Source organism: Veillonella parvula, from assembly GCF_048309325.1.
Classification (GTDB): Bacteria; Bacillota; Negativicutes; order Veillonellales; family Veillonellaceae; genus Veillonella; species Veillonella parvula_T.
Genome location: NZ_DBFBTX010000004.1, coordinates 313,750 through 338,775, shown reverse-complemented (window position 1 = coordinate 338,775; position 25,026 = coordinate 313,750). Strand labels below are relative to the sequence as shown.

Annotated in this window: 20 protein-coding genes; 17 read left to right on the top strand and 3 right to left on the bottom strand. The window is 41.0% G+C overall.

The window, feature by feature from the left end:
* The first annotated feature begins 55 nt into the window (after positions 1–55).
* The 3 genes from ACMKPP_RS04135 to dcuC all read left to right on the top strand — a co-directional run bounded on the left by ACMKPP_RS04135 (position 56) and on the right by dcuC (position 4,127).
* Positions 56–1,351 carry an amidohydrolase gene (locus ACMKPP_RS04135; protein ID WP_279008085.1) on the top strand — a complete coding sequence of 432 codons (1,296 nt, stop codon included), beginning with the start codon at positions 56–58 and terminating at the stop codon, positions 1,349–1,351.
* A 62-nt stretch (positions 1,352–1,413) separates the two neighbouring features.
* Positions 1,414–2,658, top strand: a complete 1,245-nt coding sequence (locus ACMKPP_RS04130; protein ID WP_279008087.1) for a M20 family metallo-hydrolase — start codon at positions 1,414–1,416, stop codon at positions 2,656–2,658.
* A gap of 215 nt (positions 2,659–2,873) precedes the next feature.
* Positions 2,874–4,127 (top strand): C4-dicarboxylate transporter DcuC, encoded by a 1,254-nt coding sequence (gene dcuC / locus ACMKPP_RS04125; protein WP_279008089.1) that lies wholly within the window; start codon positions 2,874–2,876, stop codon positions 4,125–4,127.
* Positions 4,128–4,425: 298 nt separating this feature from the next.
* On the opposite strand, the gene ACMKPP_RS04120 is transcribed toward dcuC, so the two are convergent.
* Positions 4,426–5,295 (bottom strand): LysR family transcriptional regulator, encoded by an 870-nt coding sequence (locus tag ACMKPP_RS04120; protein ID WP_279008091.1) that lies wholly within the window; start codon positions 5,293–5,295, stop codon positions 4,426–4,428.
* A 180-nt stretch (positions 5,296–5,475) separates the two neighbouring features.
* On the opposite strand from ACMKPP_RS04120, the gene ACMKPP_RS04115 reads away from it, so the two are divergent.
* From ACMKPP_RS04115 to ACMKPP_RS04105, 3 genes are read left to right on the top strand one after another with little or no spacing between them, the layout of a single operon-like run.
* Positions 5,476–7,773: a hydratase gene (locus tag ACMKPP_RS04115; protein ID WP_279008093.1), complete on the top strand. Its 2,298-nt coding sequence runs from the start codon at positions 5,476–5,478 to the stop codon at positions 7,771–7,773.
* A 23-nt stretch (positions 7,774–7,796) separates the two neighbouring features.
* A complete protein-coding gene (locus ACMKPP_RS04110) occupies positions 7,797–8,936 on the top strand; it encodes a 2-methylaconitate cis-trans isomerase PrpF family protein (protein ID WP_279008095.1) in 1,140 nt (379 codons plus the stop codon).
* Between the two features lie 2 nt (positions 8,937–8,938).
* Entirely contained in the window at positions 8,939–10,360 is a 1,422-nt protein-coding gene (locus ACMKPP_RS04105) for an anion permease (RefSeq protein ID WP_279008097.1), read from the top strand.
* 162 nt (positions 10,361–10,522) lie between these two features.
* On the opposite strand, the gene ACMKPP_RS04100 is transcribed toward ACMKPP_RS04105, so the two are convergent.
* Positions 10,523–11,701: an MFS transporter gene (locus ACMKPP_RS04100; protein ID WP_279008099.1), complete on the bottom strand. Its 1,179-nt coding sequence runs from the start codon at positions 11,699–11,701 to the stop codon at positions 10,523–10,525.
* Positions 11,702–12,040: 339 nt separating this feature from the next.
* On the opposite strand from ACMKPP_RS04100, the gene ACMKPP_RS04095 reads away from it, so the two are divergent.
* The 10 genes from ACMKPP_RS04095 (at position 12,041) to trpA (ending at position 23,524) form a co-directional block, all read left to right on the top strand.
* Positions 12,041–12,970 carry a DUF805 domain-containing protein gene (locus ACMKPP_RS04095; RefSeq protein ID WP_418369309.1) on the top strand — a complete coding sequence of 310 codons (930 nt, stop codon included), beginning with the start codon at positions 12,041–12,043 and terminating at the stop codon, positions 12,968–12,970.
* Between the two features lie 125 nt (positions 12,971–13,095).
* The gene (locus ACMKPP_RS04090) at positions 13,096–13,908 is read left to right on the top strand and encodes a hypothetical protein (protein WP_279008101.1); all 813 of its coding nucleotides are present in this window, start codon (positions 13,096–13,098) and stop codon (positions 13,906–13,908) included.
* Positions 13,909–13,942: 34 nt separating this feature from the next.
* Entirely contained in the window at positions 13,943–14,926 is a 984-nt protein-coding gene (locus ACMKPP_RS04085) for a DUF805 domain-containing protein (RefSeq protein ID WP_123138360.1), read from the top strand.
* Between the two features lie 418 nt (positions 14,927–15,344).
* Entirely contained in the window at positions 15,345–15,797 is a 453-nt protein-coding gene (locus tag ACMKPP_RS04080) for a hypothetical protein (protein WP_151189542.1), read from the top strand.
* Between the two features lie 477 nt (positions 15,798–16,274).
* Positions 16,275–17,744: an anthranilate synthase component I family protein gene (locus tag ACMKPP_RS04075; RefSeq protein ID WP_118091092.1), complete on the top strand. Its 1,470-nt coding sequence runs from the start codon at positions 16,275–16,277 to the stop codon at positions 17,742–17,744.
* Positions 17,744–18,310: an anthranilate synthase component II gene (locus ACMKPP_RS04070; protein WP_119206233.1), complete on the top strand. Its 567-nt coding sequence runs from the start codon at positions 17,744–17,746 to the stop codon at positions 18,308–18,310. Before ACMKPP_RS04075 ends, ACMKPP_RS04070 begins: the two co-directional genes overlap by 1 nt.
* A 581-nt stretch (positions 18,311–18,891) precedes the next feature.
* Complete coding sequence (gene trpD, locus ACMKPP_RS04065) at positions 18,892–19,902, top strand: anthranilate phosphoribosyltransferase (protein WP_279008104.1); 1,011 nt, start codon at positions 18,892–18,894, stop codon at positions 19,900–19,902.
* 3 nt (positions 19,903–19,905) lie between these two features.
* Positions 19,906–21,504, top strand: coding sequence for an indole-3-glycerol phosphate synthase TrpC (gene trpC / locus ACMKPP_RS04060; RefSeq protein WP_279008107.1), 1,599 nt, complete (start codon positions 19,906–19,908; stop codon positions 21,502–21,504).
* 42 nt (positions 21,505–21,546) lie between these two features.
* Entirely contained in the window at positions 21,547–22,740 is a 1,194-nt protein-coding gene (trpB, locus tag ACMKPP_RS04055) for a tryptophan synthase subunit beta (RefSeq protein WP_279008109.1), read from the top strand.
* The gene (trpA, locus tag ACMKPP_RS04050) at positions 22,733–23,524 is read left to right on the top strand and encodes a tryptophan synthase subunit alpha (RefSeq protein ID WP_101928681.1); all 792 of its coding nucleotides are present in this window, start codon (positions 22,733–22,735) and stop codon (positions 23,522–23,524) included. Before trpB ends, trpA begins: the two co-directional genes overlap by 8 nt.
* A 141-nt stretch (positions 23,525–23,665) precedes the next feature.
* On the opposite strand, the gene ACMKPP_RS04045 is transcribed toward trpA, so the two are convergent.
* On the bottom strand, positions 23,666–23,962 hold the full coding sequence (locus tag ACMKPP_RS04045; protein WP_278622003.1) for a hypothetical protein: 297 nt from the start codon (positions 23,960–23,962) through the stop codon (positions 23,666–23,668).
* Positions 23,963–24,135: 173 nt separating this feature from the next.
* Here ACMKPP_RS04045 and ACMKPP_RS04040 point away from each other — a divergent pair, with 173 nt between their 5' ends.
* Positions 24,136–25,023 carry a DUF805 domain-containing protein gene (locus ACMKPP_RS04040; protein WP_278622004.1) on the top strand — a complete coding sequence of 296 codons (888 nt, stop codon included), beginning with the start codon at positions 24,136–24,138 and terminating at the stop codon, positions 25,021–25,023.
* Positions 25,024–25,026 lie beyond the last annotated feature (3 nt).

The window sequence follows — 25,026 nt, the reverse complement described above, 5'->3', positions numbered from 1 at the left end:
TATCTATTCATATAGTAAATGTATACGTGATTATTAGTTTGTTAAGGAGGTATTTATGTCTGTAAAAGATTTCGTACAACAACGGCGCGATGCGTTAATCGTTATGCGTCGCGACTTTCATATGTACCCTGAGCCTGCTTGGCTTGAGTATCGCTCTGCTGCGAAGGTAGCGGATACGCTTATTTCTTTGGGCTATGATGTGGCGTTAGGGGCGGATGTACTTGATTTAGATTCTCGCATGGGATTGCCTAGTGATGAGGTTATGAAAGCTGCTATGGATCGAGCCATCAAAGAAGGCGCTAATCCTGAGCTTGTAGAAAAGATGAGTTATGGTAAAACGGCCATTGTTGCAACTATGAACTTTGGTGGTGAAGGCCCTGTAGTAGCATTTCGTGTAGATATGGACTCTAACGATGTCATCGAAGCTAAAGAGGATAGCCATGTGCCTACAAAGGAAGGATTCCGTTCTTGTCATGATAAAGCGATGCACGCCTGTGGTCATGATGCACATATGACGATGGGGTTAGGTCTTGCCGAATACTTGGCTACTCACAAGGATGAATTCAAAGGCACAATTAAACTTATCTTCCAACCAGCAGAGGAAGGCGTGCGCGGTGCTAAAGCAATGGCGGAAGCAGGCGTAGTAGATGATGTAGATTTGATGTTCGGCATGCATATTGGGTTTAACGAAAAATTATCCAATTGCTTTGCTTGTAGCGATCATGGCTTCTTGGCCACTACAAAACTTGATGCGGTGTTCCATGGTTATTCTGCTCATGCCGGGGGCTCTCCAGAAAAGGCACAAAATGCAATGCTCGCCGGCTGTACAGCGGTTCTTAACTTACAAGCCATCGCTCGTCATAGTCAAGGCGCTTCGCGCATGAATGTAGGTGTTTTTGAAAGCGGTACAGGTCGCAATGTGACGCCTGATGTAGCGGTGCTTAAACTAGAAACTCGTGGTGCTACGACAGAAATCAATGATTACATGATTGAACGGTCGAAGACTATTATTAAAGGTGCTGCAGAAATGCATGATTGCACCTTTGAAATTACAAAACAAGGAGAAACTCCGGCAGGTCGCATCAGCGATGATTTAGCTCGTGAAGTACAAGCTATCGTGGAACCACTTGGGATCTTTAAAGAGGTTCCCTTCGATTACAGCGGTGGCGGTAGTGAAGACTGTGCGTACTTCTTGAATCGTGTCATCGATCGCGGTGGTAGAGCGACCTATATGGTTGTGGGATCTGCCATTAAAGCACCGCATCACAATCCGCTCTTTGATATCGATGAAGAAGATATGCTAAATGGTATCGTAGCATTAGGGACAATTGCTGCTCACTATTTAAAATAGGCTTTATGGACTAGCACCATATGGTTTGTCAGTAATTGATGTAATAGATTGTGAGGTGTTACATGATTCAACGAGAGCGATTGGTTAAGGATTTTGAGGCTATGGCCCAATTGACGGCTCCTGGTGAGGGCATTAATCGCCTTGCTTTCACCGATGCAGATTGGGCAGGACGTCAATATATTATAGATCGCATGACCGATGCGGGACTAACCGTTGAGACCGATGATTTTGGTAATGTCATTGGCTATAAGATTGGTAAGAAACCAGATTTACCAGTTGTTATGGTGGGGTCTCATACGGATAGCGTGCCCAATGGAGGCAATTACGATGGTGTGGTCGGCGTGTTATCTGCCATTGAAGTAATTCGTAGCATGACCGATGATGGCTATGAACATGATCATACCATCGCTGTGGTGTCCTTTATGTGCGAAGAGTCCGGTCGCTTTGGGAATGCTACACTAGGCAGTAAGGCTATGCGTGGTGAATTGACATTACAAGATTTACACCGATTGGTGGATAAACAAGGGATTTCCTTGTATGAAGCCTTGAAAGACCGCAACTTAAATCCCGATGGGATTGAAACAATGGCATATAAACGGCCTGTAAAATCTTTCACAGAAATTCATATTGAGCAAGGCAAGGTGCTGGAGCACGAACAGAAAACGATTGGTATTGTGACTGGTATTGCCGCGCCAGAGCGATTCTATGTAACCATTCGTGGTAATGCTGATCATAGTGGCGCTACACCGATGAACCTGCGTCATGATGCTCTATGTGGAGCTTCAAAAATCATCCTCGGTATCGAGGAGATTGCATCCATGCAAGAGGAACCACCCGTTGTGGGAACTGTCGGTATTGTGGAGGTTACACCAGGGGCGATGAATGTCATTCCTGGTGCTGTAAAGCTAGGGGTAGATATTCGTAGCATTTCTAAGGTAGCTCGCAATTCTGTAGTTACTCTCGTTAAGGAATTTATCGATATTACTGCAGAAAAACGTGGATTATCGTATACAATTGAAACAATTGCACAGGACCATCCAGTGGAGATGCACCCGGCGATGATTCGAGAAATCGAAGAAGCTGTTAAGTCTGTCGGTGTGGAGTACATGACAATGCCGAGTGGTGCCGGTCATGATGCGATGCATTGGGCGGAGGCAGTTCCGACGGGAATGATCTTTATTCCATGCCGTGATGGCATTAGTCATAATCCTGCAGAATTTGCTGAAATGGATGATATCGTAACGGGTGCAGCGGTGCTTGACAAGGTACTTAGAAAACTTAGCTTGGAAGAAACAAAGCTTGTTTAATATACTTCTTTATGTATTTATGTAGTTATATAGATAAGTAGTTATATGATTATACTGTATATAATTAAGTGATTACTTTTACTATAGTTAGGCCTATTAGGTGTAAGACATAGATAGGACTATTGTATTTAGTGTTGTTAGTTGTGTATTGGGTGTAAAGCGTTTATAGAGGGAATATAGCTATCTTGCATCCTATGTACACGGATAGGAGAGTTATGGTTATTACAGGTATTGTTATCGTAGTAGCGACGTTTATCGCTATTATTAAACAGTTTGAAACGCGGCTCGTTTTACTATTATCAGGCTTATTGATGTGCTTTATTGGTGGGCAGCTTGGTGCTGGTACGACGGCCTTTGTGAAAGAACTTACAAATCCAGGCCTTGTACCGACGATCTGTACGGTGTTAGGTTTTAGCTATGTTATGGAATATACAAAATGTACGGAGCACATGGTGTATTTCATTTCTGCAGGCCTCAAAAAGATGACGAAAATCATCATTCCTGGTGCTGTTATTATTACGTTCCTGATCAATATTGCATTGCCTACAGCGGCAGGTTGCGCTGCGGCCGTAGGTGCATTATTGATTCCGGCCCTCATCCGTTCTGGAGTACATCCAGCTATGGCTGGTTCTGCTATCTTCTTAGGTACATGGGGTAGTTCCTTGAGTCCAGGCCTTATGTTCAATCCTCAAGTAGCACAACTGGCGGGTGTAGACGTAATGACAGTTATTGCCAGCTTCTCCATGCAAGCAATTATCGGTATCGTAGTAGCCGCTATTTTGCTTAACATCGTAGCTATCGTTAAGAAGGAGCATACCGGGTATGTAATGAAAAACGATACTGCAGCGGAAGATAAAGAATTCAAAGTAAATTATTTCTATGCAATCATTCCCATTATTCCTCTTGTATTACTTGTATTAGGTAGTAAACAAGTGGCGGTGATTCCAGAAATCTCTGTTCCTGTATCTATGCTCATCGGTACTGCTATTGGCATCATTGCCGTGCGTCCTAATGTGGCAGACGCTGTTAAGAAGTTCTTCCGCGGTACTGGCGATGGTATGTGTGATGTAGTGGGGCTTATGGCTGCAGCGGCATGCTTTACCGCAGGGATGCAACACATCGGCCTTACAAATGCGCTCATCGATGGTATGAAGAACTCTCAACAAATCGCTCAAATCGGGGCAGCCTTTGGTCCGTTCTTGTTGGCGGTTATCTCTGGTTCTGGTAATGCAGCAGCGCTTGCGTTTAATGGTGCTGTCACACCTCATGCAGCAGACTTTGGTTATGGTATTATGCAACTTGGATCCATGGCTCAATTGGGTGCTGGTATCGGTCGTAGTATGAGCCCTGTAGCTGGTGCAGGTATCATCATCGCAGGACTTGCAGGAATCAATCCTATGGAAATGGCGAAACGCAATGCCGTGCCTTGTATTATTGCGACTGTAGTTATTATGCTTTTGTTACTATAATTCTATCTTGTAAGATGATTTGTTTTTACGATACACTCATAGCAGATAGATGTATAAAACTCTATAAAACTCTATAAAACAAACCCGTCATGATTTATGTAATCATGACGGGTTTTCTTGTTATGATAGATTTTATACATTCCGTATAATCTATATAGTCCGTATAGTCGGACATTATATTACTGAGATGCATTTGTAAGATAATAAGATATAAGTAAAATTTATGGACACCAAAGAAAAGAGCAATTTGTTTTTATTGCATTTTCATAATATATTATATGTATTAAAGGAATAATTGTTATACCTTTGTTTCAGCCCATGTTTTCATGAATGAGTAAAAAGCCTGTACTGGCTTGGATTCAAGGGCACTATGACGTGTGTACATCCATGTATCTCGAGTCATGATATGACCATCAAGAGTTTTCAGGGTTTCTTTAAATAGGTTAGGGTAATCATTGCCACAACTTTGGGTAAGAATGGTGAAACCAAGTCCTTGGTTAACTAGCTTCATACATGTATCGATGTCGTTTACTTCAATGGTGCGCATCGGAGGTTGTGAGTAGTGGGAATACCACCAATCATCGATAGTTTGCTGTAGATTCGGATCTGTCTGATAGTGAATATATGGCAAGCGAGGTAACTCCTCTACAGTACATGGAGTTTTGTTGAAGAAACAAAATGGTTCAGACCAGATATGTTCTTTCGACTCTGCCCAAGTGTGGGCACCGCGGATGATGGCAGCGTGTAGGCGACCTTCAAGGAAGTCGTGGTACAGCTTATAGCTGAGTCCCGTATACATGATGATATCGATGTGTGGATAGGTCTCTTTAAAGGTGGATAAGATATGGGGAATATGATATTTTGCGAATACATTTGAGCATCCTAGGTTTAATGTACCGTGCGGTTCACTACCCATAGCTAATAGCTCTTGGCGCACCGAAGTATAGGAGTTTAGTAAATCTTCGGCGTAGCGCACAAGGCGCTGGCCTTGATAGGTAAATTCCACACCGCGAGCTTGTCGATTGATGATGGGACAGTTAAATTCCTTTTCTAATTTTTTTATTCGTTCACTCAATGCAGGTTGCGTCATAAATAGACGACGAGCCGCATAGGTAATATTATTTTCCTCTGCTAAGGTTTTTAAAATTGTACAGTCTTTCGTGTCCATAAACTCTCCTTTACATATGTATTATTGTACTCTATCCCGTAGAGTTGGTACAGATGAGAGAGTTCTAAGGCTATACTGATTGGTCATAACCAGAGGAATGAAACTTTCACAAGTATATGTGGTGAAAGTATAGTGTTTGTAAAGGTTTACATATACCTGAGGTTAATAAAGGAGTAAGTCATGGTTGAATTAATTTCAAATGGTGTATTTTTATATCATGGTACCGATATCGTTCCTGCAGATTCTAGTGCAGCCCTTGATCAGCATGAAGTTTTTAATAAAGAACGCACCTATAAGGAAACGATGGCGTACCGGATTTTAATGGACCATCAACAGCATGAAGGTGATCAAAATCTACGCATCAAATTCGATGCCTTAACATCTCACGATATTACCTATGTTGGCATCATTCAAACGGCGATTGCCAGTGGTCTTGATAAATTTCCAATCCCTTATATTTTGACAAACTGTCATAATAGCTTGGCAGCAGTAGGGGGCACGATTAACGAAGACGACCATGTATTCGGCTTATCCGCAGTTCAACGCTTCGGCGGCGTGTATGTACCTCCTCATCTTGCAGTTATTCACCAATACATGCGTGAAACAATGGCAGGCTGTGGCAAAATGATTCTCGGTTCCGATAGTCATACTCGTTACGGTGCTCTTGGTACTATGGCGATTGGTGAGGGCGGTCCAGAGCTTGTAAAGCAATTGCTCGGTCGTACCTATGATGTACAACGTCCAGAAGTTATTGCTATTTACCTCGATGGAAAACCTAAACACGGCGTAGGTCCACAAGACGTGGCACTCGCTATTGAAAAGGCAGTATTTGCTAATGGCTTTGTAAAAAATAAAGTAATGGAATTCGTAGGCCCTGGTATTGAATACCTATCCATGGACTTCCGTAATGGCATCGATGTAATGACTACAGAGACTACATGCCTTACAACAATTTGGAGAACAGACAGCAATACAAAAGAATTCTTAACACTCCATGGTCGTGGTGATGCTTATAAAGACCTTAACCCTGGTGATGTGGCTTACTATGACGGTCTTGTAAAAGTTAATCTTGATGAAGTGGAAAGCATGATTGCTATGCCATTCCATCCAAGCAATGTATATACTATCAAGGAAATTAACGAAGGTGGTCGTGATTTATTAGCAGAAATCGAACGACAAGCTGTTGAGCAATTAGATAATAAATCCTTATCTCTACAATTGCCTGAAAAGCATTTTGATGGCAAATTGCATTTAGACCAAGGTATTATCGTAGGCTGCTCGGGTGGTTTGTATGAAAACCTCATGCAAGCAGCTAATATCGTACGCGGTAAAAGTGTAGGTTCTGGCCGTTTTGCGTTCAGCGTATACCCTTCTAGCCAACCAATTTACTTAGAACTTATGAAAAATGGCGCTCTCGTAGATCTTATGGATGCAGGTGCCATCGTGCGTACAGCCTTCTGTGGCCCATGTTTCGGTGCAGGTGATACACCTAATAATACAGGCCTCAGCGGGCGTCATGCGACACGTAACTTCCCGAACCGTGAAGGTTCTAAGCCTGGTAATGGTCAAATCTCCTCCGTAGCACTTCTCGATGCGCGCTCCGTAGCTGCTACAGCTATTCATGGGGGTGCTTTAACAGCGGCAACTGAAGTAGAATACGATGATGCAGTGCCAGCTTATCACTATGATGATAAGCCATATAAACATAAAGTATATAGCGGCTTCAATGAACCTAAGAAGGATGCGGAACTCATTTATGGTCCATCCATCAAACCATGGCCGTCCATTAAGGAATTGACACCAAATGTATTGCTCAAAGTAGCGGCCTATATCGATGACCCTGTAACAACTACAGATGAATTAATCCCATCTGGTGAAACATCTTCCTTCCGTTCTGATCCATATGCGTTGTCTGAATTTGCCTTGAGCCGTAAGGTGCCTGAATATGTAGGCCGTGCAAAGGTCGTTCGGGATTGGGAAAAATCTCGTCAAGACGGTGAATGTACAGTAGAGTTAGTCACTGCTTATGAAGAGGTTAAACAAGCTCTTGGCTTGTCAGAATCTGTAGAAGATATGGCTAAATTCACGGCTGTTTCCAGCATGGTCTATGCTAATCGCCCAGGCGATGGCTCTGCACGTGAACAAGCTGCATCCTGCCAACGCGTTTTGGGTGGCGGTGCTAACATTGCTATCGAATATGCAACAAAACGCTATCGCAGTAATGTTATAAACTGGGGTATGTTGCCGTTCGTAACTAGTGAGGAAGACTCCAAAACTATGGCTGTAGGCGATTATGTATATGTGCCAAATGTGCGTGACCAATTATTCTCTGACTCCGATGATTACAAAGCATATGTTATTAGCGGTGGGAAGAAGAAAGCGGAAATCACACTGCATTTGGGGCACTTAAGCGATGAAGAAAAAGAAATTATCGCTGCTGGTTGTCTCATCAACTACTATGCAAATAGCAAAGCTTAATAGGTGAATAAAAGGAGTACGTTATGAACGGATATAAAGAAATTCCTGTTACCTATATGCGCGGAGGCACAAGTAAGGGGGCGTATCTATTAAAAGATACGCTTCCAGCTGAGCCTGCAGCACGAGACCGTATGATTTTAGACTTATATGGTTCGCCCGATGCGCGTCAAATTAATGGTATCGGCGGTGCCGATCCATTGACGAGCAAGGTGGCTATCGTAAATCCTTCTGTCCGCGATGATGCAGATATCGACTATACCTTTGGGTATGTTGGTATCGCTGATGCGGTGGTGGATTACGAAGGCAACTGTGGCAATATTTCTGCTGGTGCAGGGGTATTTGCCATCATGGAAGGCTTTGTGAAAGCCGTAGAACCAGAAACAGTAGTTCGTATCTTTAACACGAATACAAATAAGGTTATCGAAGCACATGTGCCAGTACGCGATGGTAAACCTGTTATTGATGGTGATTTTGCTATCGATGGCGTACCTGGTACGGGTGCTCGCATTACATTATATTTTTTAGAGCCAGACGGCTCTAAGACAGGTAAGTTACTACCAACAGGCAATGTACAAGATAGTATTACATTGGCTGATGGTCGCATAATCCAAGTCAGTCTCGTAGACGCAGCCAATCCAGCTGTATTTGTAAAGGCGACAGACCTTGGGTATGAAGGTACGGAATTACCGGCTTTCACAGAAACGGATGGCGGTGTATTACTCAATACACTTGAAGATATTCGCACTACTGCGGCGGTTATGATGGGCCTAGCACTATCTAAAGAGGCCGCCAGTCCTGCAGTTCCTAAGGTATGCATGGTGTCCGCACCACAAACCTACTTAGCAAGTGATGGTCGAACTATTGAGGGGAATAGCATAGACATCGTAGCTCGTACTAAAGCACTAGCTGTAATGCATAAAGCCTATGCCGTTACAGGAGGCATTTGTACAGCTACGGCAGCGCTGATTACGGGCACTGTGGCGAACGAAGTAGTAAGCGAACGGGCTAAAGAGACGAAGCGCGTTACTTTGGCGCATCCATCAGGGAAATTTGATTTCGAAATATGCTTGACCAATGACGATGGTTGGCATGTAGAGAAGGCGGGCGTCGCTAGAACAGCACGACCGATTATGAAAGGCATAGCTTATGTTAAAGGAGAGTAATAATGGGTAAGCTACTTAAAATTGCAATTATGTTTGCCATTCCTCTGGCAATGTGGTTTATTACACCGCCAGAAGGTTTGAGCGTTGAAGCTTGGCGACTGTTAGGTTTCTATTTAATGGCTATCGTTGGTCTAGTTGTTAAACCTTGGCCAGCACCAATTATCTTGTTATTATCTATTGCAGGTTCTGCAATTTTCTTGAATGCTACGAAAAACGTATTGTCTGGTTATGCATCCACAACAGTATGGCTAGTATTCTCTGCGTTCTCCCTCAGTGTGGCGTTCGTAAAAACAGGCCTTGGCCGTCGTATTGCGTACCTATTGATTAAATCCTTAGGTCATACTACATTGCGCCTTGGCTATGTAACTGCTTTATTAGATCTTATTATTTCCCCAGTAACACCTTCCAACACAGCTCGTTGTGGTGGTATCGTGTTCCCAATCATGAACTCTGTAGCAAAAGCATTAGGCTCTGAGCCTGGTGAAAGCGCGAAAAAAGCTGGTTCTTACCTCATGGTTAACACATACATGGTAACAAAGGTAACAAGCTTGATGTTCGCTACAGCAATGGCACCAAACTTATTGGCTGCTGACTACATGAACAAAATTCTCGGCGTAGACCTCAACTGGGGACTTTGGGCATTAGCACTCGTAGTACCTGGCCTTGTAATGCTTCTCATTACACCAGCTTTGGTATACTACTTAGACAAACCATCTATTCAACACATCGACTCTCATGCAATTGCTGATGAAGGTTTGAAAGAACTTGGACCTATCACTGGTCGCGAGAAAGCGCTTATCGCTATCTTTATTCTTGCTTTAGTTGGTTGGGCATTGCCTTCTATCTTGACTCAAGGCTTTGGTATTAAATTCTCCCTTGATGCAACAGCTGTAGCTATCGTAGCTATGGTGGCCGCTCTCGTGTTCGGCGTTATTAAATGGGAAGATATGCTTGAATCCAAAGGTGCTTGGAATACATTGATCTGGTTCGGTGGTATCATCGGCATGTCTAGTGCATTATCCAAGGTTAAATTCTTTGAATGGCTAGCTGATTTCATGGGTACACACTTCAGCTTCGGCGATAACCCTATGATGGCGCTTATTATCATCGGTGCGATTAGTATCGCTGTTCGTTACTTGTTCGCCTCTGGTAGTGCTTACGTTGTAGCCATGCTTCCAGTTTTCCTTACAGTAGGTAAGGTAGCGGGTGTAAACCCAATGGCATTGTCCTTGTTACTTGCGGCAACTAACTCCTATGGTGGTGCATTGACTCATTACGGTGGTGCTGCCGCTCCAATCGTATTTGGTGCAGGTTACAACACGGTTAAGAACTGGTGGATCATCGGTGGTATCTTCGCTATCATGTGCTTCATTGTAAACCTCGTGATTGGCTACGCATGGTGGGAAATCCTCGGTATCCTTTAATACCTAACTAGAGATATTAGTTATTCTGCAAATAGACAGAATGATCATCCCCTAGATGGTGAAAGTTGTAAGACTTTCACAAATAACATTTCACAAAACAATATAAAAGAGCTGTCCCAGAATCAGTACGTTAATCTGATTCTCAAGACAGCTCTTTTTGCATTATTTAAGTTTGTAGGCTACCCATAGGGCAGCACCGATAAAGGTAAGGCTACATGCCCAGAAGAGGGCGGTAAAGCCAAATTGGGCTGCTACGATGGAACCTCCAAAGGAGCCTAGGAAATAGCCCATAAATAAACAAGATTGATTGTACGAAAAAACCTGTCCCGTATACTCCTTTGGTGTTTTTAAAGCTAAATAGGTATTAAGTGCGGGTAATATTCCACCAAGACCAAAGCCTTGTAAAAAGCGGATGAGCCCTAGTGCGTATACAGAGTCTACATAAGCTTGAGGAATATTGAGTAACCCTACGTAGAGCATAGAATAAATGAGGACCTTTCTTGGACCGATGCAATCTACTAATTTACCAAGTGGAGAGCTACTCAAGAATTGTGCTACACCCATGGCTGAGAATACAGCGCCAGAAATGAAGGCAATATTTTCCGCATTGCTAGGGAGCATCCCTTTCACATAGACCGTCATAATAGGTGAAATAGCGGTGACTGAAATGGCATATAAGAAGGATGTGGTAGATAAGGCGACTAAGCTAGCAAATTCAGGTAAATGGGATTTTAAGTTTCTAAAGGTTTGTTTTTCTTCTAGCGGTTTCGGTACATAATTTTCATGTACCAGCATCGCTGTTAGTCCGAATGCTAAGAGCATGAGGGCCCCTATGATGAAGAAATCATATCGTATGCCTACTACATCACTTAGATAGCCGCCTACAAGTGGACCTGCTAGTGAACCTGCGAGATTAAAGGAGGCTACAATACCTAATGCCCATCCTGTATGATCTTGAGGGGCTTCTGATGCGATAAGTGTAACTGAGGCAGAATAGAAGCCACTCACTAACCCTTGCAAGGTGCGAACGAGGAAAACACCTTCTGGTGTGATCTGAAAGCCCAATAAAATACTGCATATAGACATACCCAGGCTAGAGCGGATAAGCGTAATCTTACGACCTTTGCGATCCGCTAATCGACCCCAGAAGGGAGCCGCTAAACAAACGATGAGGAAAGTAATCCCCATGGAAGCACCAGACCATCGGGCAATAGAGCCTGTATCAGTCAATCCCATCTCATGGAAATAAAGAGGGAGAATCGGGCTGACCTGACTAATGCCGAGGGACATGAAGAATACACAGAATGCGCATATATACACCGTACGTTTCCACGTTTCCAAAGTATCTCTCCTTCACTAGTCTTAGTACAATTTATAGTACTAGAAAATTAGTAATTCTATATCTTTTTGACTTCATCCCCAATATTAAGTCAGGAAGTTTGTCATTTGCAATGGTGTCTTGAATCCAGTAGTTGATGGATAAAATAAAAACTTATACTCTCTTTTCCACAAAATAATTAGTGTGAACTGATAACATATGTAATCTCAGTATACTATTAGTGTTTAGCGTAAACAATATAAATATTTTAGACCGTAAGGTTAATATTTTAATATACATATATTTATATTAGAATAAAGAGGATTAGAAAATTATTATGAGAGTGAAGAGAGAATTTTTTAATGTGGCTAGATAATGAACTTTCACTATTTAAACAAAATATAGAAATGTTACGAGTGAATCAACGCATAGGCAGATTAGCATATTTGTGGGCTGTGTGTGGATTAATGGTTAGTAAATTTTTAGCTTACCTTATATTCGTTGTATTGATAGGGATTATTCAAGGGACTCCACTTCAAGGTAGTCAGTATTTGTCTTATATTTATTTTGGAAGTCTACAGATTATACATATAATTGCAACTATTTTTATACTTAAACGTAGACTAAATGATTGTGGTTCATCCTTGTGGTATATGATCTTGGTTCCCATAGCATATCTAAGCTTATGGGTGTATTGGGGGATGAGTTTTAGTTGGGCGTCTATATCCGAGACTATTGTAAATGCAAGCTTTTATTGGGATGGGTTCTTTTGTCAGTATTTCATCTTAGCTTGCTTTGCCTTGCCTCTTAGCGTGCCAGATTCTAATAGATATGGCTTAGATGAAGGTCGAGATAGATATAATAACTATATTATTGCCTACGATAGAAGCTCCATCATTAGTGAAGATAAGGATGCTAGAAGATTTGACTATATGTGTAGTTGTGTATGGGATGTTTTATTTGTTAGGTTCTTTGATGTTAAAGGCAGATCCTCCGTATCAGCCTTTTGGGTTGGTCTTATAGGCTCTCGCATTTTTATGGATGTCATTATGTATATGGCTATTGCCGTAGTGTCGTTGATAGTTCATCTTGGCATCTCTCTTTATATACCTCGTTGGGGCTTTATGATTATCCTAATATGGCCAGCCATTGCAATGATTACATTAGGTATACGTAGACTTCACGATTCTCTATTAAGCGGCTTGTGGATGATTGGCCTTTTTATTCCGTATATCAATATTTTTGTTAGCTATCATCTTTTGTTTAAAAAATCTTGGCATATAGATAATTAAATGAAATGCCTTGGATTTAAAATACCAGTTGACATAAAAACAAGAGATTAGAAAATTGATTTGATTTTGTCGTATTACTTATTGCGATTTAGAGATAAATAAATAATGTTGATGGGCGAGGAGTTATGGATATTAATTTAGTAAATGAAATAAAAGTCGCACTTAAACAAAATGATTTATATTTTATTAATAGGACACAAGACTATGTTATTGTTAATGATGATTATAGAGGCGTAATAATTTACACTCCTCAATTAGAGTATGTTGACTCTTATATACTAGATAATACAAAGGTTATAATTTTAAATAGTTTTGTAGACTCTGAAAATAATAGAATTGTACTCCATTTAGAAGCAGGATTATGGTACATTGATTTAAATAGACATTATTCACAGTTCATAAAGTATGATTTTGAGAGTGAATGCATTTATATTTTGTATTTTTCTGTATTTAAATCAGGGTCTATTAGCATATTTTCCAGTTCTCTCATGATACAGTGGGACTTTGTTGATAATAATTTAAGTTTCATAGCTATTGATAAACTATCTTCTTGTAATGAACTCACTTTATATAGGAATTGGGAGAGTGAATTTAGAGGTGCAAATAGTATTGGCTTTATAGATAATAAATGGATAGTATATGAGGAGGATATTAAGATATATCAGGATAATAGGCTTGTCTATAAACTCCCTATGGAATATAGTAAATGGTATCAATTTGATATGGATGGTGATTATTTTATTGCCATAGATGAATCTATTTTAATTCTAACTAGTTTAAGTAACACCCGAAATAGGCTGAAAAAAATTTATGTTGATAATGAATCTTGTTTTGGTGCTGTGTTAATACATGATAAGCACTTTTCTTATTTAGTTGTATTGATTATCAATGAAAGAACAGGAGCATCATGTTTGCGAAGTTATAATATTTCCAATTAGTGCATATATTACAATACTTATCATAAGATGAAGAATGATGAGACAGCTTTTATATTCTGAATTAATAAAATTTAAACTTGAATTATTAACATTAGTTCAATGTTTCAAGACAATTAAATTATTTACAATCAATATACAGACATACCTTTCTATAAACTTATTGGTGTTTATTGGTATAGGAATAAATATCTTTATTTTATCTACTCTTCCGGAGATAGTGTATACTCAAGAAATTTATGACATTATATATTATGTGGGCACAGTTATTTATGTTCTTTTTGTAGCTTTTACAAATTATGCTAGCTTGAAATATTATAAAAAAGAGCGATTTAATTGGTTAAATATCATAATTACTGTATTTTTATTATTGATATTATTGGGTGGAAAGCATTTTGACTTTTCTTACGGAAAAGCTATTTTTGAGTCCAACAATATTATATTATGGGGCGTTGATGTGCCAGATATATTCTATCCATGTCTTTTGTGTTCAATGTTGTTGTTTTCTGTAGTACCTAGGAAACTTTGGTTACGAGATAATACTGTTGAACTTAAGGGAATAATTTTTGATAATAAGGTTATAGATGTACTCTGGGGTGAACGTAATGATTTAACTACGTCTCAAATTAAAGCTATAAACTCTTTTTATAGTCGCCAAGATAAAAGGCCTCTTTTAACAGATTTTTATAAAAGCATATTAATTGATAGTCTTTGGCTTAATGGACGAAGCACAGTTCGCCAATGGAATCTGTTCAATGTATATTTAGCGTTTATAATATACAATATGATATTAAATTATAATATCGAAAACTATGCTTTGCGATATGTTCTATACTTTTATCTTATATATACTATTATTGTAATGATCTGTAGACGTTTGAAAGATAGTAATAGTAGTATATTTTGGATTGTTGTCTTGTTTGTTCCTATCATCAATATATATGTATTGTATCTGTTGTATAATAAAACCTCTGCGTTATATGATAAAGAAAGTAATAGTATTTTTTATTATGCATTATGATACATAAAATATGATATATAAGATTGTATGTTAAAGATCTTTCTATGGCTGAACAACAATCAGAAATTAAAACTTCTTGACTTTCATAGTCGTTCCTAGTATGGTGCGACGTCACATGAGCGTTAGTCGTGAGGGATATGTTAGTATCCTGCGAAAGGGGAATGCGTTGCATTCAAACAAGGTGGTACCGCGATTTATAGCATAATACAATCGTGTGGAAGACTTTTATAGTTTGGTTGATGAGAAATCGGATTCATTTAGTAATAGGATTTCTGATCTGACTATTCCAATGGATGATGTTGTTTCACCTGGGCCACCTACTTCGGAATCTATAGCATTACGACCACCATTGAAAACACAAATCTATGAAAAGGATGGAATTATTACAGATAAACATAAATGATAGGTTAGATTATATATGAAGAAGAACGTTTTAAATCTGTTAAATGATTTTAGAATGAGATGGATTGGTGCAGGTCTATTTATGATTGTTGCAATTGCTGCAGCTTATGAAAAAAGCAACTATACCTTTTCTTTATCGTTGTTAGGTTATTTATTTCCGGCTTATATTTTTTGCATACCCGTATTATGGCCGGTATACAGACGACGAAAGATTTACTATTTTATTTATAAAAAGGCTTATAAACGTTATCAGTCGAAATGGAAAGTTTATCTTTATTTTCTATTGGGCCTTCATGGTAAGTTGTTAGGTATTGATATCATCCCTAGAAGCAAAATAAAATGGACATTTATTTTTTCTGCATATGTTATAGGGGTTATTTGGCTGTTACAGAGTAATTTGCCATCCTTGATAAAGGTGATATTAATATTGGTAGCTTCATATAAATTTATTCGCACTATTAATTCATAAGAATATAGTTAGGAGATATTTTATGGACACATCTATCATTATCATCAAAGTTCATGCTAAGAGCAACAATCTAAAATTAAAACTTCTTGACTTTCATTCTATAGAAACATTATAATCAGATTATAATTTTATACTCGCCTGAAAGAAACCGATGAGGTGGAGATAAAAATAGGAAATGCACTCACAGAGAGCGGGATTAGCTGAGAACCCGTAGTACGCAGCTTATTAAATGGACCACCGAGGGCGCATGGAACAGAATGAACCTTCATTCCTAGTATGGTGCGACGTCACACGAGCGTTAGTTGTGAGGGATATGTTAGTATCCTGCGAAAGGGGAATGCATTGCATTCAAACAAGGTGGTACCGCGATTTATAGCACATACAATCATATTGTAAAAATAGAACTATAAACTCGTCCTTGACGTTATATTGTCATGGGCGAGTTTTTTTATTGGCAAATGCCAGATGGAGGTTCTCATGATTTTCCCTAGTCTTGACCGTGTGAAAGCTATCGCACCGGGCTACGATATCGTGCCTGTATATATGGAAATTTTATCCGACGTACGCACACCGATTAGTGTGTTGAAAGCGTTAAAACAAGTGAGCAGTCATACGTACTTGCTTGAAAGTGCGGATAATAGTAATCATTGGGGCCGTTACTCCTTCTTGGGCTATGATCCTAAGATTGAGTTATTCTGCAAGAACCATAAGATGACCATCAAAGACGGAACGACTCGTACCTTTGAGTGTTCTGATCCTGCCGCAGAGATTCGCAATATTTTAAGCCAATACAAGAGCCCACGTCTCGAGGAACTGCCAACCTTTACAGGTGGCTTTGTGGGCTACTTCGCATGTGAATACATTCGCTATATCGAGCCAACATTGGATTTCCCAACGCCAGATGATGATTCTGCCATGGTAAACGATGTAGACCTTATGCTCTTTGATAAAGTTATCGCTTTTGATCACTACAAAAATAAAATTTACTTGATTGCCAACATCAGCACAAATGATTTGGAACGCAACTATAACAAGGCGGAGCTTGAATTGAAAGCTTTAGCTGACCTCGTAGTGAACGGTAAAGAGGCTAACATTCCAAAAGGCATCCTTAAAACAGAATTTACTTCAGAATTTACAAAGGACGAGTTTGAAGCAGTTGTTAAAAAGACGCAGCACTACATCAAGGAAGGGGATATCTTCCAATGTGTTGTATCTAACCGTCGCGAAGCCGAGTTTGAAGGGAGCTTGTTAAATGCATACCGCGTATTACGTACCTTGAATCCATCTCCATACATGTTCTACTTATCTGGCGGTGATGTAGAGCTCACAGGTGCTTCTCCAGAAACTTTGGTGAAAATGACAGATGGTAAAATGTACACCTTCCCAATTGCAGGTACGATGCGACGCGGTAAAAATGAAGCAGAGGATCTTGCGATTGAAGAAAAACTCATTAACGACGAAAAAGAGTTGGCTGAACATAACATGCTCGTTGACCTTGGGCGCAATGATTTAGGTAAAATCTCTAAATTCGGTTCTGTAAAAGTAGAGGCATTACATATGTTGCAACGTTTCTCCCATGTCATCCATATTACATCTACTGTAAGCGGTGACATTCAAGACGGCAAAGATGCACTCGATGCTATCGGTGCTACATTGCCAGCCGGCACATTGTCTGGGGCGCCTAAGATTCGTGCTATCGAAATTTTACACGAACTTGAAAAAAGCCCACGCGGCGTATATGGCGGTGCCGTAGGTTACATCGACTTCTCCGGCAATATGGACGTATGTATTGGCATCCGCATGGCTATGAATAAAGGTGGCAAGGTATATGTTCGTGCTGGTGCTGGTATCGTTCGCGATAGCGTTCCTGAAAGCGAATACAATGAGACCTTGATAAAAGGCCAATCTATGATTTCCGCAATTACAAGTGCACAGGAGGTAGAATAATGGTACTCCTTATAGATAATTACGATAGCTTCTCCTTCAATTTATACCAATTAGTAGGCTCTATCGATCCAGATATTAAAGTCATCCGCAGCGATGAATTAACAGTGGAAGAAATCCGCGCGTTGAAACCAGACTATGTGATACTTTCACCAGGACCTGGTAGACCAGCTGATGCGGGCGTATACGAAGACCTATTGCGTGAATGCAAAGGGGAATTCCCAATCCTCGGCGTATGCCTGGGACACCAAGCCATCGGCGAAGTATTCGGCGGCACCGTTTCCTACGCAAAACAAGTTATGCACGGCAAACAAAGCGTAGCCAAACAAGTACACCCATCCAAAATACTTAAAGGCGTACCAGAACAATTTGAAGTCGCTCGCTACCACTCCTTGGCGATCATTGACGAAACCATGCCAAGTGAACTCATCGTCACATCCATTACAGACGACGGCGAAGTAATGAGCGTGGAACACAAAGACTACCCGATATATGGAGTGCAATTCCATCCGGAATCCATCATGACACCAAACGGGGAACAAATGATTCGCAATTTCTTAGAAAAATAACCACTGTTTTGTATTCGAGGAGCTATTATTAGTTACTAGTACGGTAAGGCAGAAATAAGGTCTCTCGGAACTCCGATGGCCACCCACCCCACTACGTGGGGCCGCCAAGTCGTTCCTTAAGACCTTATTTTCTGCCAACTCAACCTTGGCAGTACCTACTTAATAGCCCCTCTATAATACATATATCGAATTGTAGCTATATTTTCTAAAGAAATATGTGAATCAGAACCCCTAATATAAGAAAAGGTGGTGCAAAGCACCACCATTCCCACCCCTTATAAAGAAATGACCTGTGCATTACTCCATATAATGCGCAGGATCATTTGAAAGATATTGAATTGTTGTTCATTTTATTGCGCGTGTGATGGGGAGCAGGGCATATAAAAGATTAAATGTCATGGTGTTTATGTGAGTTCACGGGGTTCTAGGCCCGACTTTGGCCCTGCGAAGGCCACAGGCCGTAGTCAGACCCGGCCAGTGGAGGGCATAGGTCCACGTGAATCACATGTAGCATTAACGCCGGTATATGCCCTATTATCGTTGAACCGAAGTAAAATGAACAACAAGTAAGGAGATATAAAATGATTAAAGACGCATTATATGCAGTAACGCACGGTCAGGATTTATCCTACGACCTTGCTAAAGATACAATGAACAAGATTATGAGCGGTGAGGTAGCCGAGGTTCCTATGGCGGGTTTCTTGTGCGCGTTGGCGGCAAAGGGCCCTACTGTAGATGAGGTTACGGCGTTCGCTGAGGTTATGCGCGAGAAGGCTGGTTCCGTGCCTCATAACGACACGGTTGTGGAAATTGTAGGTACTGGCGGCGACGAAGCGAATACGTTTAATATTTCTACCACATCTGGCTTTATCATTTCCGCAGCAGGTATTCCCGTAGCAAAGCATGGTAACCGCAGTGTATCTAGTAAATGTGGCGCTGCTGACTTAATCGAAGCGTTGGGGGCTAAATTAGAGCTTAACGGCGAGCAAAACGAGGCGGTGTTGAACAAAGCGAATATGTGCTTTATGTTTGCTCCTGTGTATCATCAAGCTATGAAATATGCGGGCCCTGTACGTAAAGCGTTGGGCGTTCGTACAGTATTTAACATCCTTGGACCCTTGGCAAATCCAGCAGGTGCTACGGTTGAGTTGATGGGCGTGTACGATAAATCTTTAGTAGAACCATTGGCTCGCGTATTGGCTAATCTTGGCGTTAAACGCGGTGCTGTGGTACACGGCTTTGACGGCCTTGATGAGATTACGGCTACCAACAAAACGTACGTATGCGAAATTAATAATGGTACTTTCACAAGCTACGAATTCGATCCTAAGGAATATGGTTTCGAATACGCTGATAAAACCGAGCTTGAAGGTGGCGATGCTACGGTGAATGCTGAGATTACTCGCCGCGTTCTCGGTGGTGAGCAAGGCGGTAAACGCACTGCGGTTGTTCTTAACGCGGGCATGGCGATTTACCTTGCGAAAGACGGCATTACATTGGCAGAGGGCATCGAAGAGGCGAAACATATGATCGACTCTGGTAAGGCGCTTGCGACAATGGAACAGTTTGTGAAAGCAACCCAAGAGGTATGACCATTGATTTTAGATAAGATTATAGAGGCTACCAAAATTCGGGTAGCCCAAGAAAAAGAGGTGGAGTCTCCTGGGGCTGTGAAAGCAGCGGCTTTAGCGTTACCATCTGATACAGGATTTCCTTTTGAAGCAGCCCTTCGTCAGCAAGACTTCAACTTCATTTGCGAAGTAAAGAAGGCGTCTCCTTCCAAGGGAATCATTGCTGAGCATTTCCCATATTTAGACATTGCCAAAGAATATGAAGTGGCTGGTGCGGCTGCTATTTCTGTTTTGACGGAGCCAGACTTTTTTAAGGGTGATAAGAAATACTTACAAGAGATTGCTAGCACCGTAAGAATCCCCGTGCTTCGCAAGGACTTCATCATCGATGAGTACCAAATCTACCAAGCAAAGGTGTGGGGCGCTAGTGCGATCCTATTAATCTGTGCATGCCTCGATGTGCCTACATTAACAAAGTTCCGTGAGCTAGCTGACTCGCTTGGCTTGTCCTCCTTAGTAGAGGCTCATGATGAGCACGAAGTACAAATGGCTATCGATTGCGGTGCCCGCATTATCGGCGTTAACAACCGCAATTTGAAAGACTTTACAGTAGATGTACAAAACAGCGTGCGCTTGCGCAATCTCGTTCAAGACGATGTGATCTTCGTATCTGAAAGCGGTCTTGAAACTCCAGAGGACATCCAAGTCTTGCGCGATAACAATATCGGCGTAGCCTTGATGGGGGAAACCTTCATGCGCTCTCCCAATAAGGTTGAAAAGTTAGCCTATCTTTATGGACCCACATATTATACGCCTAAGATTAAGATTTGCGGTATTTCTAAAGTGGAAACTATCCTTGCTATAGTCGATGCAAAGCCTGATTATATGGGCCTTGTATTTGCACCAAGTAAACGACAAGTCACTGTTGACCAAGCAAAAACCTTAGTTGAAGAACTACATAAACAGTACGCAAATCGATATAACAGAAACGCAGAACAATACAGTAATAATGTAGTACAAGCTGGAACCATAACTGATGTAGTACAAGATGGAACAATAATTAACGCATTGCAAGAAGAAACAGCAACTGGTGATGCGCATGAAGGTACACTGACTAGTACAGAAAATATAAGTCCGACACTTATACATCAAGAATTTATTAAAACGGTAGGCATTTTTGTCAATGAAACGCTAGAAAATCTCGTTACGATTGCCACAGAAGTAAATCTTGATGCGGTGCAATTGCACGGTGATGAAGATGAAGCTTTCATCCAATCCTTAAAAGAACGTACTAATGTAGAGGTTTGGAAGGCTGTTCAAATTCGCAGTGCTGCAGATGCAGAGGCGTGGATTGATAGCAGTGCTGATATGCTCTTGTTTGATGCATATCACAAAGACGAGCGAGGCGGTACGGGTGAAGTATTCGACTGGTCTTGCTTAGATGAGTTTGAACGACCGTTTATGCTCGCTGGTGGTATCGATAGCACCAATGTGGCGCGTGCCATTCGTACGGTTCGACCGTACGGCATCGATATCAGTAGTGGTATTGAAACAGATGGCGTGAAGGACGATGAGAAAATTAAAGCTTTCACTAACATTGTGAGAACAATAGCAATGCCATAATATGGCGTGCTAGCAGGAATGGAATATAGAAAGGTAAGTTATATGAGTGAACAAAGACATGGTTATTTTGGCTCCTTTGGGGGTCAATTTATGCCAGAAACATTGATGAATGCAGTCATCGAATTGGAAGAGGCGTACAATAAGTACAAAAATGATCCTGATTTCGTACACGAACTTGAGGATTTGCATAAAAAATATACAGGTCGCCCATCTCTTTTATACTATGCAGATCGCATGACAAAGGACCTTGGAGGTGCCAAAATCTATTTAAAACGTGAGGACTTAAATCATACTGGTTCTCACAAGTTGAATAACGTAATCGGCCAAATGTTATTGGCAAAACGGATGGGTAAAACTCGTGTTATTGCTGAAACCGGCGCAGGTCAACACGGCGTGGCAACGGCTACTATCGCTGCGTTGATGGGCATGGAATGCGAAGTATACATGGGTGCAGAGGACTGTGAACGTCAAGCACTTAACGTATATCGTATGGAATTGCTAGGCGCTAAGGTACATCCTGTAACAACAGGTACTAGTACATTGAAAGATGCGGTTTCCGAAGCATTGCGCGAATGGACAAACCGCATGTCCGATACGCATTACGTATTGGGATCTGTTATGGGTGCTCATCCATTCCCTATGATCGTACGCGATTTCCAATCCATTATCAGCCGTGAAGCGCGTGAACAAATCCTTGAAGCAGAAGGTAAATTGCCAACAGCTGTTATGGCTTGTGTAGGTGGCGGCTCCAATGCAATGGGCATGTTCTATCACTTCATTCCAGACGAAGGTGTTCGTCTTATCGGTTGTGAAGCAGCAGGTCGTGGCATCGATACAGAAGAACATGCGGCGACAATCGCAAAGGGGTCTGTTGGTATCTTCCACGGTATGAAATCCTACTTCTGCCAAGATGAAGACGGTCAAATTGCTCCAGTATATTCTATTTCTGCAGGCCTCGATTATCCTGGCATCGGTCCTGAACATGCGTACTTGCACGATAGCGGTCGTGCTGAATATGTGCCTGTTACAGATGACGAAGCAGTAGATGCCTTTGAATATTTATCTCGCTTGGAAGGTATTATTCCTGCGATTGAAAGTGCTCATGCGGTGGCACATGCACGTAAAATTGCTCCTACTATGAGCAAGGACGACATCATTATTATTTGTTTATCTGGTCGCGGTGACAAAGACGTAGCGGCTATGGCGAAATATAGAGGGGTGGATCTTCATGAGTAAAATTAAAGACGCTTTTACAAAGGGCAAGGCATTCATCCCGTTCATTAGTGCTGGTGACCACGGTATTGAAAATACAGAACGTTATATTCGCATTATGGTGAAAGCCGGTGCAGACATGGTGGAAATCGGTATTCCCTTCTCTGATCCAACAGCGGAAGGCCCAGTTATCCAAGAGGCGAGCACGCGTGCTCTCTCCACAGGCGTAAAAATCAATGACATCTTCGATATGGTACGTCGTTTACGTACTGGTGATGATGCGGTGACTATACCGCTCGTATTCATGACCTATTTGAATCCTATTTACGTATTCGGTCGTGAAAAATTCTTTACCCTCTGCGAAGAGGTTGGCATTTCTGGTGTTATCGTGCCAGATATGCCGTTTGAAGAAAAAGGCGAGCTCGCTAGTGTGGCTCACAAACATGGCGTTGAAGTGGTATCCTTAATTGCGCCAACATCTGAAAACCGTATCGAAATGATTGCCAAAGACGCAGAAGGCTTTGTATACTGTGTATCTTCCCTTGGCGTTACAGGCATGCGCAGTGAAATTAAGACGGATATTAAGTCCATCGTTGAAACGATTCGCAAATATACAGATATCCCTGTAGCTGTTGGTTTCGGTATTTCCAAGCCAGAACAAGCGGAAGCTATGGCGCGCGTATCCGATGGAGCCATCGTAGGTTCTGCCATCGTTAAAATCGTGGCAGAACACGGTGAACATGCGGACCAAGCGTTGTTTGATTACGTACGATCCATGAAACAAGCTGTTCTAAAGGCTGGCGCATAACATAATAACTCATATAGCCTTGGGAAAAATTATATAGGGGATAACACAAAAGGACGTTATACAATGTATAACGTCCTTTTCATTGGTTGGTTAATTTAGTTTTGTATTTTTAGGGCTAGTAATATGTATTATGCGCAAGGCTTAGTCATTAGAGGATTCAGAACGTTGATGTCGTTCACTGCGTTTTGCTGTTGCATTTTTATCATGCTTTTCACGTTCAGATATTCTATGCTTTTTGTGCTTTTTCTTTTTATCATTTACTTTGTACCATGGATGATCGCTGCTATCTACTGTGCCATCATCATTTTTTACCATGCGATGGTTTTCACCGATTTTGAAGTGATAATCTTTGGCTTGGGCTACATTGGCACCAATACCAACTGTTAAGAAGGCACCTAAACTGGCCAAGGCTACTGCTTTAATTAATTTAGCTTTCATAATTATCTCCTGCATAATTAATTGTACGAATTTTAGTTGTAAGAAATATATCTGTAGTATAGGTAGATTTCATGAATAAAAAATGAATCAACTAAGTTGATAAATCATAGTATAATAGGAATATCTATATATGTTTATTATCTAATATTATCTAAGATTATAGTAGGAGCTTTATGAAACAGAAAGTATACGAAATCCTCTATCGTGAGCTAGTGGAAAACTATGCGAACAGTAAGGGACGTACCAATACAGCCGATTTTTGGCTCACCATAAGTGCTATATCCTTTGTATATGGCTTAATTATATGTATTACAGGTCTTGCAACCTACATACCGTACGGATTTCTTTATGCTGTCTCTATTGGTGGCGGTGTATTATTTGTATTGTCCATCCTGTTATGCTTGCCGAAGATTATGCTAATGGCAAGACGGTTACGAGACTCTAATAATGATCCAACGTTGATGATTTTGCTTTTGGTTCCTATTTTAGGCTGGCTTGCATTATTGTATCTATTCTGTAAGCGCACATCGCCTGTATCTAATGGATTAGAGGAAAAACGTTCCGTATCGGGCCTCTTTATTGTGACTATATTAGTATTAGGCTGCTTAGCTATTAGTGCAGGTAGTACAATGATTAATCATAATTTTATAGTAGAGGAGACTGCTTATGGCAATTTAGAACCTAGTTCGTTAACGAAACAAGCAAATCGTCTTTTACAAAGTGAAACGGCTACAACAGAGGGGCGTACTGTGGTAAGTAATTATTATGAAGCTCTCAATAAAAAGGATTATCATGGTGCATATCGTTATTTGAGCGCTCGTGCTATGGAACGATATGGTACCTTTGAACTATGGGAACAAGCCATGACTAAGGAAGAGGTTCCTAAGGTGAAAGCGATACAGCTTGATTATGTTTCTCAAGATCAAGATGATGATATTGTTGTAAACTATATGGGCTTTACCGTTACTTTTAAAGATAAATCAGAGACTCTATTAGTTCGTTTGCATAATGAAGGCAAAGGCTGGGGCATTGTTGCTATTGAAGCCGCAGAGGAGGATTAGGTT

Bases quoted from the DNA above. Each gene is read 5' to 3' on its own strand.
- ACMKPP_RS04085 (WP_123138360.1), top strand. From the start codon at position 13,943: ATGATGAGACAGCTTTTATATTCTGAATTAATAAAATTTAAACTTGAA.
- trpA (WP_101928681.1), top strand. From the start codon at position 22,733: ATGAGTAAAATTAAAGACGCTTTTACAAAGGGCAAGGCATTCATCCCG.
- ACMKPP_RS04115 (WP_279008093.1), top strand. From the start codon at position 5,476: ATGGTTGAATTAATTTCAAATGGTGTATTTTTATATCATGGTACCGAT.
- ACMKPP_RS04120 (WP_279008091.1), bottom strand. From the start codon at position 5,295: ATGGACACGAAAGACTGTACAATTTTAAAAACCTTAGCAGAGGAAAAT.
- trpB (WP_279008109.1), top strand. From the start codon at position 21,547: ATGAGTGAACAAAGACATGGTTATTTTGGCTCCTTTGGGGGTCAATTT.
- ACMKPP_RS04080 (WP_151189542.1), top strand. From the start codon at position 15,345: ATGAAGAAGAACGTTTTAAATCTGTTAAATGATTTTAGAATGAGATGG.
- ACMKPP_RS04135 (WP_279008085.1), top strand. From the start codon at position 56: ATGTCTGTAAAAGATTTCGTACAACAACGGCGCGATGCGTTAATCGTT.
- ACMKPP_RS04110 (WP_279008095.1), top strand. From the start codon at position 7,797: ATGAACGGATATAAAGAAATTCCTGTTACCTATATGCGCGGAGGCACA.
- ACMKPP_RS04070 (WP_119206233.1), top strand. From the start codon at position 17,744: ATGGTACTCCTTATAGATAATTACGATAGCTTCTCCTTCAATTTATAC.
- ACMKPP_RS04040 (WP_278622004.1), top strand. From the start codon at position 24,136: ATGAAACAGAAAGTATACGAAATCCTCTATCGTGAGCTAGTGGAAAAC.
- dcuC (WP_279008089.1), top strand. From the start codon at position 2,874: ATGGTTATTACAGGTATTGTTATCGTAGTAGCGACGTTTATCGCTATT.
- ACMKPP_RS04105 (WP_279008097.1), top strand. From the start codon at position 8,939: ATGGGTAAGCTACTTAAAATTGCAATTATGTTTGCCATTCCTCTGGCA.
- ACMKPP_RS04045 (WP_278622003.1), bottom strand. From the start codon at position 23,962: ATGAAAGCTAAATTAATTAAAGCAGTAGCCTTGGCCAGTTTAGGTGCC.
- ACMKPP_RS04130 (WP_279008087.1), top strand. From the start codon at position 1,414: ATGATTCAACGAGAGCGATTGGTTAAGGATTTTGAGGCTATGGCCCAA.
- ACMKPP_RS04090 (WP_279008101.1), top strand. From the start codon at position 13,096: ATGGATATTAATTTAGTAAATGAAATAAAAGTCGCACTTAAACAAAAT.
- ACMKPP_RS04075 (WP_118091092.1), top strand. From the start codon at position 16,275: ATGATTTTCCCTAGTCTTGACCGTGTGAAAGCTATCGCACCGGGCTAC.
- ACMKPP_RS04095 (WP_418369309.1), top strand. From the start codon at position 12,041: ATGTGGCTAGATAATGAACTTTCACTATTTAAACAAAATATAGAAATG.
- trpD (WP_279008104.1), top strand. From the start codon at position 18,892: ATGATTAAAGACGCATTATATGCAGTAACGCACGGTCAGGATTTATCC.